Origin of the sequence: Sphingobium cyanobacteriorum, assembly GCF_030580935.1 — a bacterium.
In the GTDB taxonomy this organism is placed as follows: Bacteria; Pseudomonadota; Alphaproteobacteria; order Sphingomonadales; family Sphingomonadaceae; genus Sphingobium; species Sphingobium cyanobacteriorum.
The window spans coordinates 180,820-194,304 of sequence record NZ_JAUQOM010000005.1 but is presented as its reverse complement, the minus strand read 5'-3'; the positions used below and the strand labels follow the sequence as shown (position 1 = coordinate 194,304).

Sequence of the window (13,485 nt, the reverse complement as noted above, 5' to 3'; positions counted from 1 at the left end):
GCTAATCCGTCAACCCGTCGATCGCCGCCCAGCCAGCCGCGCCGATCCCGCGCAGCATCCCCCGATGCGCCCGGCGCACCCCGCCCAGCGCCATCACCGGCGCATCGACCTGCCGCGCCAATGCCGCAAACCGCACCCGACCCAGCGCGGGCGCGCCGGGATGCGACCGGGTCGGGAACAGCGGGGACACGAAGCAGACATCCGCCCCCCGCGCCACCACCGCTTCCCGCCCGTCATGCACCGGGCGGCTGCGCAGCATCGGGCGGGTCGCGCGGCGCGGGTCGCGGCCATGCGCGCCGTCCGCCCGCCACGCCGCCGCCTGACGCGTCGATCCCGCCAGCAGCAGCAGCAACCGCCGCCGCCGCGCGATCCGCCGCAGCGCCCCGAACAAGGCGCGCCGGGTCGCCCTATCCGTCCGGTAATGGCGAAAGACGATGCCACCCGCGCCGCTGGGCAAGCGCGCCGCCGCCGCCAGCAGCGCCGCATCGGCCACCCGCTCGTCGGTCATCAGCCAGAGGGCGGGCAGATTTTTGCGGTGGCGGTGCGACATGGCCCTCGCCTATAGCAGCGCGCATGACCACAGACAGCATTATCGACGCCGCCCGGCGCCTCGCCACCCTGCGCGAATCCATCGACCGCGCCGCCCGCCTGACCGATCGCAGCGCTGCCGACATCAATCTGATCGCCGTGTCCAAGACCCATGACGCCGATGCGATCCGCCCGCTGATCCAGGCCGGGCAGCGCGTGTTCGGCGAAAATCGGGTGCAGGAAAGCCAGGACAAATGGCCGGCGCTGCGGGAGGAACATGCCGGCATCGCCCTGCATCTGGTCGGGCAACTCCAATCCAACAAGGCGGCCGAGGCGGTCGCGCTGTTCGATGCGATCCACAGCCTCGATCGCCCGTCGCTGCTCAGCGCGCTGGTCAAGGCGATGGATGCCGCCGGCAAGCGCGTCCCCTGCTTCATCCAGGTCAATATCGGGGCGGAGGAACAGAAGGGCGGCTGTCCCATTGCCCAGACGCCGGCGCTGGTCGCCGCCGCGCGCGCCGCCGACATTCCGTTGCTGGGCCTGATGTGCGTGCCGCCCGCCGATATCGAGGCCGCGCCCTTTTTCGCCCTGCTCGCGAAAATGGCGCGGGAGGAGGGCCTCCCGCGCCTGTCGATGGGCATGTCGGGCGACTATGAAACCGCCATCATGCTGGGCGCGACCGACATTCGCGTCGGCACCGCGCTGTTCGGGGATCGGACCGCGCCCGCTCGCCCCGTTCCGGCGAGCGGGCGCGGGATGCTCAGAAACTCCCGCGCAAAGTGATGCCATAGGTGCGCGGTTCCGCCAGATAGGCGGAGATGAGCTGGTTCGCCATCGGCGCGCCAGCCGCGAACTGGCCGGTCGTCGATGTCGCCGGGCTGCTCGACTGGAGCGGGCTGGAGAAGGCGACCTGGCTATAATCCTGGTTGAAGATATTCTGGCCCCAGAATTCGACCGCCCAGCGCTGGTCGGGTCCGCGCAGGCCCACGCGGGCGTTGACGATGGCATAGCCATCCTGCGCCTTTTCGGGGAACAGGTCCGACCCGGTATTATAGTCGCTGGTCATGCGGCCATCGACATAGAAGAGGGCGGACAGCCCGCTCGATCCGATCGCCGGGGTCCAGGCGAAGCTGGCGGTGGTGACGATCTTGGGCGCGTTGGAATTGATCGATCCCGGCAGCAGGAACAGTGCCGTGTCGAGCGGCACGCTGCCATCGCCACTGCCCACCAGCCGGTCGGCGAATTTGGCGCGGGTATAGGTCAGGCCACCCGACACCCGGACATTGCGCACCGGGTTCGCCGCCAGTTCCAGTTCCACGCCCTGACTGATCAGCCCCGGCCCGACATCGCCGCTGGCACATGTGCGCGCGGCGCTCAGGTCGCTGTCGCAGCCATTGATATTCTGCACGACGAAGCTGGTGCCGTTGAAGGTGTTCAACTGGAAATTCTTGAACTCCTGCCGGAAGGCGGCGATGTTCGCGCTCCATTTGGGCTGGCTGTATTTCAGGCCCACTTCGAACGCATCGACCTTTTCAGCCGCGAAGCGCAATGTCGACACATCGGCGTTGCTGCGCGGGCTGAATACGGCTGTGCCGCCATTCAGCCCGGTCGATCCGAGCTGGAAGCGATCCAGATTATAGCCGCCCGCCTTATAGCCCTTGGAATAGCTGCCATAGAGCAGCAGTTCGTCCACCGGCTTCCAAGACAGCACCGCCGTCCCGGAAAATTCGCCGTCGCTGATCTTGTCGTTCAGGTTCAGCGCATTGAGGCCGGTGGAGCCATTGCCCAGACAGCCCAGCGTCAGGATGCCGCCAGCCAGTTGCTTGACCTGCCGACCAGCGGCCGAAGCGTCGAACAATGGATTCGTCGCAATCCCGGCAAGCCCTGATCCCTGCAACGCCGCGCAGGTCGCATTATTATTGTTGAAATCAGACGAGAAGCGCTTGCTTTCATGGGTGTAACGCAGGCCCAGCGTCAGATCGAGCGTCCTGGTAATATGGACGATATTATGGGTGAACAGTGCCCAATTCTCGCTCTTCTGGCGATAGATCGACGCCACATCGCCGGTGCCGGACGGGATCGCCGCCAGCGCACGCAAGCCGTTGCCCAGCCCGGCTGAAATGATACCTGCCTGCGTAGCGCCAACAGCCGGGGTCAAACCTGCATTGAGCGCACTCTGCGTGCCGTTGATGAAAGTTTGCGTAGCAAGCCCGCTACCGCAGGCCGCCAGTTCCTGTGCTGTATATGACCGACCGGGAGGACCAGATGGAACCCCGCCAGCCCCCGCCATCAAACGGCAGGCCGCGAACCGGCCATAATCCGCGCCGAAACGGATATTATCCTGCAAGGTCAGCCGTTCATTGGCATAATAGCCGCCCACCAGCCAGTCGAGCATCTCGCCGAACGCCGATCCCTGCGCCCGCACTTCCTGGGTGAAGGTCTTGAACTGGCGATAGGTGTTGGGATCGCGGTAGAGCAGGTCGGCGCGATTATAGTCATAATCGCCATAGTCGCGGGACTTGTAATCGCGATAGGCGGTGATGCTGGTCAGCTTCGCGCCGCCCAGATCATAATTGATCTCGCCCGAAACACCCCAGTCGCGCAGCTTGCTCACATAGTCGCGGCCCGGCGTGATGCTGAGTTCGCGATCATAGGGATCGGCGGGAATCACGCTGCCCTGGCCCGCCAGGATCGCGGCGATGCGATTGAACGGCGCGTCGGTATAGCCGCCGCCCGCCAAAGGCCGCCGCTCGCGCGATTCGACATAGGCCGCGCCGCAACAGCTTTCGTCGCGATTGGTATAGTCCCCGATCAGCCGGATGGAGAGCGCGTCATTGGGTTCGATCAGCGCCTGTCCGCGCAGGAAATAGCGGTTGCGGTCATTGGTGTCGCCGACCTTCGCGCCGGTCCCGTCGACCAGTTTGTAGAAGCCGTCGCGCTTGCTCCACACCCCGTCCAGCGACAGGGCGATGCCGTCGGCCACCGGGCCGGTGACGCGGCCCGACAGGCGCCAATAGTCGTAATTGCCATAGGTGATCTCACCCTTGGCATGGAACGTGTCTTCGGGCGCCTTGCTGATGATGTTGATGAGGCCCGCCGAAGCGTTGCGGCCGAACAGCGTGCCCTGCGGCCCGCGCAGTACCTCGACCCGCTCGATCTCGCCCAGTTCATTGAGGCCCGCGCCGGTGCGCGACCGATAAACCCCGTCGATGAACACCGCGACGGAGCTTTCGAGGCCGGGATTGTCGCCGACCGTGCCGATGCCGCGGATACGCGCCGACGCATTGGCTTCGGATCCGGTCGAGGACACGAGCAGGGAGGGGGCCAACTGGTTGAGCGTGCGAATGTCGCTGGCGCCGCTATTCTGCATCGCCTGCGCGCCGACGGCCGATACCGCGATCGGCACGTCGGACAGGGGGCTGGCGCGCCGGGTCGCGGTGACGATGATGTCGGCGCTGCCGTCATCGGCGGCCTGCGGTACGGCCTGTTCCTGCGCCAGGGCGGCGGGGGCAATCAGGCACAGCGCCAGCATGCACACGCTCGTCAGCAAGGGACTCTTGTCTGTCATGATATGTCGATCCTCTCCTGCCCCGCCCGGCTTTTCGCCGTGTCGGGATGCGATTGATTATGCTGCCACAGCAGGGCGAAGGCAAGAGAGCCCAGCTTTTCTGCGCTTTTTACATGGCATAGCGGCCAGATAATCATGCCATGTTGCCTAATGGCAACGGCTTAATATCTGCTTTCCGTAACGTCGCTTTACGATAAGGGAAAGCGCAGCAATCGGTCCGCCACCGGCACCAGAGCGGCCGCACCCGGCCCCACCGCGCGCCGAATCTCTCCATGTCCCGCATCCAGTCCCCCTGTCAGTGCCCCCAATGCCGGCAGGATCAGCTTGGTCGCCGATCCCACGAAGCAGCGTCGCGACACATGCCGACCGCGCAGCGACAGGCGCAGCTTGGGATGGAAATGGCCCGAAATTTCGGGCCGGGCGTCGTCGGGCAGCGCCTCATGCCGCAACCAGATGCCGCCCACTTCCGCCTCCGCCACCCGACGCCCGCCGGGCATGTCCACGACAGCACCGTCATGATTGCCGGTAATCCAGGTCCAGTCCAGCCTTTCCGTAAGGGAAAATAATCGCGCCCGGACTTTGGGCTCCAGCCGCGCCGCGCCATCGGCATCATGGAAACTGTCCCCCAGGGACCAGACCGCCCGCGCGCCGGTGCGCGCCACCAGCGCCTCGATCATGTCCAGCGTCGCGTCGCTGTCATGCGGGGGCAGGAACTGGCCGAACCGGGCATACCAGCTCGCCTTCTCGAAATGCAGGTCGGCCACCAGCAACGCGCCCTGCGCCGGCCAGAACAGCGCGGCTTCGGGCAGCGCCAGAAACTCATGACCTGCGAACGAAAGGGGAACCATGCCCTGCCTATGCGCCTATGTGTCCCGGCTTTCAAGAGGCGGCCCGAACGCCTATAGGCGCGGGCATGGCCTATACCGTCGCTGCCCTCTACCGCTTCACAACATTTGCCGATCCAGCCGCGATCGCCGCCGACCTGCGCCCGGTCTGCGCCGATCTGGGCGTCTGTGGCACGCTGATCCTGGCGGGGGAGGGGATCAACGGCACGGTCGCGGGCAGCGCCGGGGCAATCGATGCCCTGATCGCGCATCTGCGCGCGCTGCCGGGCTGCGCCGACATGGACGTCAAATATGCGCAGGCACATGCAGCGCCCTTCGCCCGGATGAAGGTGAAGATAAAGCCGGAGATCGTGACCTTGGGCGCGGGCGACCTCGACCCCGCCCGTGCGGCGGGCACCCATCTCGACCCGGCCGACTGGAACGCCCTGATCGCCGATCCCGATACGATCGTGATCGACACGCGCAACGCTTATGAAGTCGCCTGCGGCACGTTCGAACGCGCCATCGATCCTGCCACCCGGTCCTTCCGCGACTTTCCCGCCTGGTTCGACGCCTTCGCCGCCGATCTGAAGGCGCAGGGCCGCAGTCCGAAAATCGCGATGTTCTGCACCGGCGGCATACGCTGCGAAAAATCCACCGCGCTGGTCAAGGCGCGCGGGTTCGACGACGTCTATCATCTGAAAGGCGGCATATTGCGCTATCTGGAGGAAATGCCGGAAGCCGACAGCCGCTGGCAGGGCGAATGCTATGTGTTCGATGAACGGGTGACGGTGGGCCATGGCCTCAAACCCGGCGACTATGTCACCTGTCGCGCCTGCGGCCTGCCGCACCCGCGCGACGCCCGGCATGACTGTGCCGGCGACGAATCGGGTGTCTGGCCGCATCGCGGCTAAACCGGCGTTTCGACCAGTTCGGCGATCTCGAACGCATAGCTTTTCCAGCCACGCATCTTCGCCCCATCGGCCGCCGCGCCGCGCTTCTTCTTCGCCTCGGCCAGCGACCGGACATGGCCCCAGAATATTTCGGTCCGGCCATTTTCCAGTACCGCCACGATCCGCCAATAATGGGTGAAGGGGTCTGCCGTCGGCCCGATCGTCTTGACATAACCATCGGGCATCGTCGCCGTCAGATAGCGTTTGCGCCGCGCCATGGCGGTCAGTCCCGGTATCGGTGCAGGCCCGCGCCATGGGTCCGCAGCCAGACCCGCGCCGGTCTGGGGTCCGCGCCATGGATACGCGCATGGGCAGCATGAAACGCCGGGCTGTGGTCCATGTGCAGCAGATGCGCCAGTTCATGCGCCACGGTCGCGCGGCGCACCTGTGGCGGGGCCAGGATCAGCCGCCAGCTATAGCGGATCGCGCCCGACGCCGTGCAACTGCCCCATCGGCTGCGCGGATCGCCCACGCCCACCGATGCGACGATCAGGCCATGGTCACGGGCCAGTTCCCGTGTTTCCGTCTCCAGCACCGCTCGCGCCCGCGCCACCAGCCAGCGCAGCACCCGCGCGCCGACCGATTCCGCCGCCCCGCCCAGCAACAGCCGGTCGCCCTCCAGCCTGATCGTCCGCGTCGCCCCCGCGACCCAGCAAATCCGCACCTCGCGCCCCTCCAGCGGAAACACCGCGCCATCCGCCAGCCGGGTGATGGCGGGCTGACTGGCCATCTGCGCCCGCACCCAGCCTTCATGATCCTGCGCCCAGCCCAGCGCCTTCTTCAGATTTGCCCGCGCCGGCAGCGACAGGCGCAATTCGCCCCGCGCGCTGTCGATCGTCAGCCGGAACGCCCGCGCCCGCGCCGACCGGCGCACCCTGACCGGCATCGCCACGCCATCGACCAGGATCGCCGCCTCAGATGTCTCGATCGACAAGATGATGTTCCCAGTCGCCCGCATCGGCCTCCGCCACGGTCCAGCCGCGCACCGACTCGCCCGCGCGATGCACCGCCTCCCGATCGCCGCAGATCAGATAATGCCAGGCCGGCAGCGGCTGGCCTTCTTCCCGCAGCCGATAGGCGCAGGTGCGCGGCAGCCAGCCGATCTGTTTCACCTTGGTCGGGGTCAGCCGCACGCAATCGGGCACGAATGTGCGCCGGTTCTTGTAATTGCTGCATTGCCCGCTCTGCCGGTCGAGCAGGCGACAGGCGACGTTGGTGGGATAGATCCGTCCCGTATCCTCATCCTCCGCCTTGTGCAGACAGCATTTGCCGCAGCCGTCGCACAGCGCTTCCCATTCGGCCTTGTCGAGTTTGTCGAGCGGCTTTTCCCAGAAAGGCGTCACTTGATCCATTTGTCCAGAAAGGCGAGCACCTTGTCGGGCGTACCCTCATCCACATCGGGCGTACCGGGATCGTCGACCGGCACCAGCGCCACCGGCTTGCCGTCGCCATCGAACAGATAGGGGGTCCGGCTGTGGCTGACCAGATAATCGGTCGCGCCCGGCTTGCCCTCCGCATTGAAGATGACGGCGAAATCCTTCGCGACCCTGGCGATCTGCTCTTTCGTGCCGGTCAGGCCGATCAGGCGCGGGTGGAAGGCCGCGACATAGGTTTTGAGCACGGCGGGCGTGTCGCGCTGCGGATCGACGCTGATCAGCATCGGCTGCACCTTGGCGGCCAGCGCCGGCCTCTGCTTTTCGAACTTCGCAAAGCCCTGCATGATCCGTTGCAAATCGACCGGGCAGACATCCGGGCAATAGGTATAGCCGAAATAGACGAGGCGATACTGGCCCTTATACTCGTCCCACCGGGTCGGCTTGCCGTTCTGATTGGTCAGCGTGAAGGGCGCGCCGATCCGTGCGCCGGTCAGTTCGCCCTGTTCGCTCTCACCGCTTGATGCATTGCCATCCGCTCCCATATTGCAGGCGGCCAGCAGGGCCAATAACGGCAGGGCTAGCAAAGGCAGGGCGGATGTGGCGGCGTCTTTGTTCATGGCAAGGCCAGCCATGCCTTGCTAGAAGGCGATTTGCAATTGGAACGGGGCGCATGATGAAGAAGAGCTTATGGTCCGCGATGCTGGGATCGATCGCCCTTGCGCTGGCGGTGCCCGGCCCGGCGCAGGCGCAATTTTCGGACAATTACAATTTTCTCAAGGCGGTGAAGGACAAGGACGGGCAGAAAGTCACCGACCTGATCCAGAAACCCGGCTCGACGGTCATCAACAGCCGCGACGTGTCCACCGGCGAAAATGCGCTGCACATCACCGTCGCCCGTCGCGACCCCACCTGGCTGACCTTCCTGCTGGCCAAGGGCGCCAATCCCAACCTGACCGACAATGACGGCAACACCCCGCTGATGGAGGCGGTGCAGGGCCGGTTCGAGGAAGGGGTCCGCACCCTGATCGCCTACAAGGCGCAGGTCGACAAGGTGAATGGCAGCGGCGAAACCCCGTTGATCCGCGCGGTGCAACTGCGCGACCTCGGCCTGGTCCGCCTGCTGGTGGCGCAGGGCGCCAACCCCGACAAGCGCGACACCATCGCCGGCATGTCCGCCCGCGACTATGCCGCCCGCGACGGCCGCACGCCCGGTCTGATGGAAGCGCTGGACGCCGCCAAGACCAGCACCGCCAAGCCCGCAGGGCCGGTGCAGGGCCCGGTATTTTGAAGGACTGACGGTAAGACTGCTTTGCAAGAGTCTTTCCGCAAGACGCGCGGTACAAATCCCGTCACCCCCCGCAGGCTGGGGTGATGGCCAAGGGGATGCGGTCTAAAACGCAAAATACATATCCGCCTACCACCCCAGTTCCGCCGCATGGTCCGGGTCGCTCAGCGCCGTCAACCGGCGCGCGGCGCGGCGGGCGAAGCGCAGCGTCTCCGCCTTGCGGCGCGCCGCGGCCAGCGGCTCGACAGGGGCAGGGCGGACCAGTTCGGCGTCATATTGGTCCGCGACGATCAGGCCGGTGCGGGCGGGCCAGAGCGCCTCGCTGTCGAACAGGCTGAGGTCGAACCCCATCGGCACCGCCCAATAATAACGGTCGCAATAGTCGAAATAGTCGGGCCATTTCATGTCGCCCAGCAAATCGGCGCGGCTGCACTTGATCTCCACGATGGTCAGCCGCCCCGCCCCGTCGATCGCCATGATGTCGGCACGCCGGCCATTGGGCAGCGGCACCTCCAAAATGCCGCTCATGTCGTGGCGGAAGAAGAGGCGCAGCGTGCCACGCGCCACCGCCAGCGCGGTGCCGTCGGTCAGGGGGGAACAGGAATCGGCGGCCAGGCTGGTCATGCCCCGACATTAGAACAAGTCAGGAACAAAAGAAAAGGCCGATTCGGACATTCCGAACCGGCCTTTCGATTTCCTGCGACAGGCGCCCGCACGCAACGGCGGGCGCTTCATGTCGCTCAGCGATAGAAGATATGATTGTCGATCGACGCCAGCCTGGCCTTGCCCCAGCCCGGCGCGACGCGGCGAGCGTGGAAGAAAAGCGCGCCTTCGGCCAGGCTATCCCAGCTATCCTGCGCCGCGATCTGGGCGATGGCGACGGCTTCGCGCCAGGCGCGGCTGTCCAGGCGGATAGGGGGCATGGCATGGCCGCGCACGAAGCTGAACTGGCTCGGCTGATAGACGACGCCGCACAGGCTGTCGGCGAACCGGCCGGACTTGGCGCGGTTGATGATCACGCGCGCGACGGCCAACTGGCCTTCCAGGCTTTCGCCCTTGGATTCGAAATAGACCGCTCCGGCCAGGCATTTCATGTCGCCATCCAGCTCCTCAGGCGCGCCTTGGGCGTCGACCAGAGCAGCGAGGCTGGTTGCCGGGACATGGGAGTCGGGGGAAATCATGGTGTCGCCCTTGGGGGCGGTGGCCAGCGGCTGCGTGACTTCACGCGGCGCGGCGAAGATGACGGCGGGCGGAGAGCCGGCTGAAGGCGCCTGGGAGGGCGCTGGAACAGAGGTAGCCGACGGAATCGATTCACCTGCGATCGACATGTCGGACGCCGTGACCGCAGCGGCGGCGGACAGGGCAAAGGCTGCGGCAATCGCAGCTTTCAGACGAAAACTCATTACAGCTCAAAAACATGCGGTTCTTGGCCAGGACGTCGTCTCTTTTAACGCATATTCACCGCGACGACCGGCCGCCCCCCGTCTGCGTGTTTACCCCGCCCGCCCCCCAATGGGCGAATGTGGCAACCTGCGCGTTGGCGTGCGGGGGCCTTTGCCCAGATCGGAACGATGAGTCAACGATCAGCAGATCGTTTCAGCGGCGAACCGTTCTGCTTCCGGGATGTCGAGTTCGATTATCCACAGGTCGGGGTCCGCCCTGCGACGACGCGCCACATAATGGGCCAGCGCCTCCTGACCGTCCTCCGGCGCGGGTCCACAGCGCATCAACGCATAACCGCCGTCCAGGTTCGGCACACGCTCAAAAAGACCGCAATCCTGCCCTTTTTCAAGCGCCTGGACCAAAATCACGCCGCTGATCTCGTCGCCCCTGACCAGGATCGTGGCAAAGCCCCCCGCCGCCGACACCCGCCGGCGCAACGCCCCGACCAGCATGGCGCTGGTCAGCCGCGCCTCAGCGACCATAGCCGGGCAGGGACGAGAGCGGAAATTGCGACCGCATGAAGGTGCCGGTGCCGCGCCCGACTTCCTCGCCATCCGCATCGATCAGGCTCGCTTCGGCCACGAACACGCGACGCTTGCCGCTGATCCACCGGCCCTCGGCACGAATCCGCCCCGGCCCGATCGGCCGGGTGAACAGCAGGTTGAACGCCGTGGTCAGCAGGAAACGGTCACTGACCAGGCTGTTGGCGGCATAGAAGGCGGCATCGTCCAGCATCTTGAAATAAACGGTGCCATGCACCGCGCCGGCGGCGTGGAACTGGCTTTCATCGACATCGAAATCGATGACCGAACGGCCGGCTTCGGTTATGGCCAGGTCCGACCGGAACAGCCGGTTGATCGGCGCTGACCTGTAAAGCTGCTCCAGCGCGCGAAAATGCGCCGCTTCGCCGCTGGGCGCGTCAGGCTGCGTCACGCGCCTCGCCGCCAGCCAGCAGCGCGTGGAGGGCGCCGGTCGACTTGGCGCCACGCAGCCGCGCGACCACAGTGTCATCGCGCAGGTAGCGCGACACGCGCGCCAGCGTCTTTAAATGTTCCGCGCCACTGTCGACCGGGGAGAGCAGGGCGAACACCACATCCACCGGCGCGTCATCGACCGCATCGAACGGCACCGCCGGGTCGAGCAGCACGACCACGCCGCACATCTTGTCAAGGCCGGGAATCTTGGCATGGGGAATCGCGACCCCGCCGCCAAAGCCGGTCGACCCCAGCCGCTCGCGCTCGAACAGGGCGTCGCCCACCTCATCGGCGTCCAGCCCATAGGCACAGGCAGCCAGCGCCGCGATCTTCTGGAACAGCGCCTTCTTCCCGTTCGCCGCCAACCCGGTGGCGAGCGCTTCGGGCGAAACGATGTCGTTGAAATGAACCATGGTCTATCCGAAACGGCCGAGCCGCGCGGGCATAGTCAGCGCGCGATCTTCGGACAATGAAAGCCCGGCCCCATAAGCCCCCTGCACCGGCAGGTCAAGGCAAGGGGCCGGGCGTCCTGGACAGGTCAGGCCAGCGCGCGCGGCTCGACCCAGCCGATCGTTCCGTCATGGCGGCGATAGACCATATTATAGGCGGCCGTGCCGGCGTTGAGGAACAACAGCGCGTTGGTGTTGCGCAGATCCAGCATCATCACCGCGTCCGACACGCTGGCCTCTGGAATATCGACACGGGTTTCCGCGACGATCAGGGGGGCGTCGGTCGGTTCATCCTCTTCATCGGCGGTCGCGGCAAAGATGGTGTAGCCCGCCCCGTCAATATCATCGACGCTGTAGCCATTGGCACGCTGCGCCTCCGCGGCAGCCGCCTGGACGCTGCGATCCTTCAGCCGGCGCATGTAGCGGCGCAGTTGTTTCTCGATCCGGTCCGATGCCTGGTCGAAAGCGGGATGCGCCTCCTGCGCTTCGCCTGCGCCCTTCAGGATCAGGCCGGTCATGACATGACAGACGATATCGCAGTGAAAGGCGCCATGGGGTGCCTTGCGAAAAGTCACCTGGGCGGAAATCGTGCGGGAGAAATATTTCTCGGCCACCGCCTCCAAACGGTCATAGACATGCTGCTTGAGCGCGTCGCCCGTTTCGACCTGATGCCCGGAAACACGAATATCCATATGCCTTCTCCTTGTTCTTGCCGGGTCGCCAGGAAAGCGGCCCGGTTGGCGTGGAGGCATGAGGCCAGTGCGGTCTATGCCCCCTGCAACCAGAGCGGCTCTTTCAGCGTCGCGACGAACGCTGCGTGCCGTTCCAGTTCTTCCGCGCTCGCCGCAAAGACGCGCGCGGGACGAACAGGGCGAACAACGGAACTATCCGACAGTTCCACCCTGACGATCGCTTTATCCTCCTCCTGTGCCAGACCCAGGCCGATCTGCCGGCCGCCGGTCAGTTCGATATAGAGTTGCGCCAGCAATTCCGCGTCGAGCAGCGCGCCATGCTTGACGCGATGGCTGCGGTCGATGCCGTAACGGGTGCAGAGCGCGTCCAGGCTGTGCTTGGCGCCGGGATGCAGCGTGCGGGCGATCGCGACGGTGTCGATCATCCGGTCCATCGACACTTCGGGATGGCCGCACAGCTTGAGTTCGTGATTGAGGAATCCGAAGTCGAACCGCGCATTGTGCGCGACCAGCGGGCTGTCCTCCAGAAAGGCCAGCAGGTCCGCCGCGCCATGGGCAAATACCGGATATTTGGCCAGGAAATCGGCCGATAGCCCATGCACATTATAGGCCGCCATCGGCATGTCGCGTTCGGGATGATAATAAGCGTGGAAGGTCCGGCCGCTTGGCACCCGGTTGATAAGTTCGATGCACCCGATCTCGACCAGCCGGTCGCCGGATGCCGGATCGAATCCTGTCGTTTCGGTATCGAAAATGATCTCGCGCATCGCCCTCTTCATTCGACTCTGTGGGCGATCCCTTATCTGCCTGTCTTGCGCGCAAGGCAAGCGACCAGACGCCTTACCTGTGCGCGGGTCGCGGCGAATGTCGTGCCCGTATGGATGATATGGTCGGCGCGAAGCCGCTTTTCTGCATCGGGGGTTTGCAGATGGACGATCTGGCGGAATTTTGCCGCGCTCATCCCCGGCCGGGCCAGCACCCGCTTGCGCTGTTTCCATGCCGGGGCGGTGACGACGATCACGCCGTCCAGTCCCTTGTGCCCGTGCGTCTCGAACAGCAGGGGAATGTCCAGAACCACGAAGCCGCGCGACCGATGCCGCCGCAGGAAGGTCTTGCGCGCGGCGCGCACGGCGGGGTGGACAATCGCCTCCAGCGCGCGGCGCTCGGCCGGATGGCCGAACACCGCCGCGCCCAGCTTCGCCCGGTCGACGCCCTGCGGCCCGGTGGTACCGGGAAAGCGCGCCTCGATCGCGGGCAACAGCGCGCCGCCCGGTCCCTGCAGGCGATGCACCTCGGCGTCGGCGTCGAACACAGGCACGCGCTCGCGCCGCAACATCGCCGCCACCGCCGACTTGCCCATGCCGATGGATCCGGTCAGGCCATAGATCTTCAT

General features: G+C 65.7%; 19 protein-coding genes. 3 read left to right on the top strand and 16 right to left on the bottom strand.

From position 1 onward, the window contains the following. Position 1: 1 nt before the first annotated feature. Complete coding sequence (locus Q4610_RS12275) at positions 2 to 550, bottom strand: thiamine phosphate synthase (RefSeq protein ID WP_304536236.1); 549 nt, start codon at positions 548 to 550, stop codon at positions 2 to 4. Between the two features lie 23 nt (positions 551 to 573). Between Q4610_RS12275 and Q4610_RS12270 the strand changes: the two genes are divergently transcribed. Then, the gene (locus Q4610_RS12270) at positions 574 to 1,311 is read left to right on the top strand and encodes a YggS family pyridoxal phosphate-dependent enzyme (protein ID WP_304536235.1); all 738 of its coding nucleotides are present in this window, start codon (positions 574 to 576) and stop codon (positions 1,309 to 1,311) included. Here Q4610_RS12270 and Q4610_RS12265 read toward each other — a convergent pair. From Q4610_RS12265 to pdeM, 3 genes are read right to left on the bottom strand one after another with little or no spacing between them, the layout of a single operon-like run. Next, on the bottom strand, positions 1,289 to 4,096 hold the full coding sequence (locus tag Q4610_RS12265; protein ID WP_304536234.1) for a TonB-dependent receptor: 2,808 nt from the start codon (positions 4,094 to 4,096) through the stop codon (positions 1,289 to 1,291). The two genes, Q4610_RS12270 and Q4610_RS12265, sit on opposite strands and share 23 nt — an antisense overlap. Then, positions 4,093 to 4,233, bottom strand: coding sequence for a hypothetical protein (locus Q4610_RS12260; protein ID WP_304536233.1), 141 nt, complete (start codon positions 4,231 to 4,233; stop codon positions 4,093 to 4,095). The genes Q4610_RS12265 and Q4610_RS12260 overlap by 4 nt, the downstream gene beginning before the upstream one ends. Positions 4,234 to 4,284: 51 nt before the next feature. Then, positions 4,285 to 4,944, bottom strand: coding sequence for a ligase-associated DNA damage response endonuclease PdeM (pdeM, locus tag Q4610_RS12255; RefSeq protein ID WP_304536232.1), 660 nt, complete (start codon positions 4,942 to 4,944; stop codon positions 4,285 to 4,287). 65 nt (positions 4,945 to 5,009) lie between these two features. Here pdeM and trhO point away from each other — a divergent pair, with 65 nt between their 5' ends. Further along, the gene (gene trhO, locus Q4610_RS12250; RefSeq protein ID WP_304536231.1) at positions 5,010 to 5,834 is read left to right on the top strand and encodes an oxygen-dependent tRNA uridine(34) hydroxylase TrhO; all 825 of its coding nucleotides are present in this window, start codon (positions 5,010 to 5,012) and stop codon (positions 5,832 to 5,834) included. Here the strand turns inward: trhO and Q4610_RS12245 are convergent. Genes Q4610_RS12245 through Q4610_RS12230 form a run of 4 tightly spaced genes read right to left on the bottom strand, consistent with a single transcriptional unit; the run spans position 5,831 to position 7,881 of the window. Beyond that, the gene (locus Q4610_RS12245) at positions 5,831 to 6,091 is read right to left on the bottom strand and encodes a hypothetical protein (protein WP_304536230.1); all 261 of its coding nucleotides are present in this window, start codon (positions 6,089 to 6,091) and stop codon (positions 5,831 to 5,833) included. The genes trhO and Q4610_RS12245 overlap by 4 nt on opposite strands. Before the next feature lie 5 nt (positions 6,092 to 6,096). After that, positions 6,097 to 6,831, bottom strand: a complete 735-nt coding sequence (locus tag Q4610_RS12240) for a M48 family metallopeptidase (RefSeq protein ID WP_425262561.1) — start codon at positions 6,829 to 6,831, stop codon at positions 6,097 to 6,099. Next, positions 6,788 to 7,225 carry a YcgN family cysteine cluster protein gene (locus tag Q4610_RS12235; RefSeq protein WP_304536228.1) on the bottom strand — a complete coding sequence of 146 codons (438 nt, stop codon included), beginning with the start codon at positions 7,223 to 7,225 and terminating at the stop codon, positions 6,788 to 6,790. Before Q4610_RS12235 ends, Q4610_RS12240 begins: the two co-directional genes overlap by 44 nt. Further along, positions 7,213 to 7,881 (bottom strand): SCO family protein, encoded by a 669-nt coding sequence (locus Q4610_RS12230; protein ID WP_304536227.1) that lies wholly within the window; start codon positions 7,879 to 7,881, stop codon positions 7,213 to 7,215. Before Q4610_RS12230 ends, Q4610_RS12235 begins: the two co-directional genes overlap by 13 nt. 41 nt (positions 7,882 to 7,922) lie before the next feature. Here Q4610_RS12230 and Q4610_RS12225 point away from each other — a divergent pair, with 41 nt between their 5' ends. Further along, a complete protein-coding gene (locus Q4610_RS12225) occupies positions 7,923 to 8,537 on the top strand; it encodes an ankyrin repeat domain-containing protein (protein WP_425262563.1) in 615 nt (204 codons plus the stop codon). A gap of 126 nt (positions 8,538 to 8,663) precedes the next feature. Here Q4610_RS12225 and Q4610_RS12220 read toward each other — a convergent pair whose 3' ends face one another. The 8 genes from Q4610_RS12220 to coaE all read right to left on the bottom strand — a co-directional run bounded on the left by Q4610_RS12220 (position 8,664) and on the right by coaE (position 13,485). Further along, positions 8,664 to 9,158: an MmcB family DNA repair protein gene (locus Q4610_RS12220; protein WP_304536226.1), complete on the bottom strand. Its 495-nt coding sequence runs from the start codon at positions 9,156 to 9,158 to the stop codon at positions 8,664 to 8,666. 116 nt (positions 9,159 to 9,274) lie between these two features. Beyond that, positions 9,275 to 9,937, bottom strand: a complete 663-nt coding sequence (locus Q4610_RS12215) for a cell wall hydrolase (RefSeq protein WP_304536225.1) — start codon at positions 9,935 to 9,937, stop codon at positions 9,275 to 9,277. Positions 9,938 to 10,117: 180 nt separating this feature from the next. Further along, on the bottom strand, positions 10,118 to 10,459 hold the full coding sequence (locus Q4610_RS12210) for a DUF1491 family protein (protein WP_304536224.1): 342 nt from the start codon (positions 10,457 to 10,459) through the stop codon (positions 10,118 to 10,120). After that, complete coding sequence (locus Q4610_RS12205; RefSeq protein ID WP_425262560.1) at positions 10,449 to 10,988, bottom strand: PaaI family thioesterase; 540 nt, start codon at positions 10,986 to 10,988, stop codon at positions 10,449 to 10,451. The genes Q4610_RS12210 and Q4610_RS12205 overlap by 11 nt, the downstream gene beginning before the upstream one ends. Next, the gene (locus tag Q4610_RS12200; RefSeq protein ID WP_304536222.1) at positions 10,897 to 11,364 is read right to left on the bottom strand and encodes a PTS sugar transporter subunit IIA; all 468 of its coding nucleotides are present in this window, start codon (positions 11,362 to 11,364) and stop codon (positions 10,897 to 10,899) included. Before Q4610_RS12200 ends, Q4610_RS12205 begins: the two co-directional genes overlap by 92 nt. Positions 11,365 to 11,489: 125 nt before the next feature. Continuing rightward, positions 11,490 to 12,092: a ribosome hibernation-promoting factor, HPF/YfiA family gene (hpf, locus tag Q4610_RS12195; protein ID WP_304536221.1), complete on the bottom strand. Its 603-nt coding sequence runs from the start codon at positions 12,090 to 12,092 to the stop codon at positions 11,490 to 11,492. 74 nt (positions 12,093 to 12,166) lie between these two features. Beyond that, positions 12,167 to 12,859, bottom strand: a complete 693-nt coding sequence (gene dnaQ / locus Q4610_RS12190) for a DNA polymerase III subunit epsilon (protein WP_304536220.1) — start codon at positions 12,857 to 12,859, stop codon at positions 12,167 to 12,169. Positions 12,860 to 12,891: 32 nt separating this feature from the next. After that, positions 12,892 to 13,485, bottom strand: a complete 594-nt coding sequence (gene coaE, locus Q4610_RS12185; RefSeq protein WP_304536219.1) for a dephospho-CoA kinase — start codon at positions 13,483 to 13,485, stop codon at positions 12,892 to 12,894.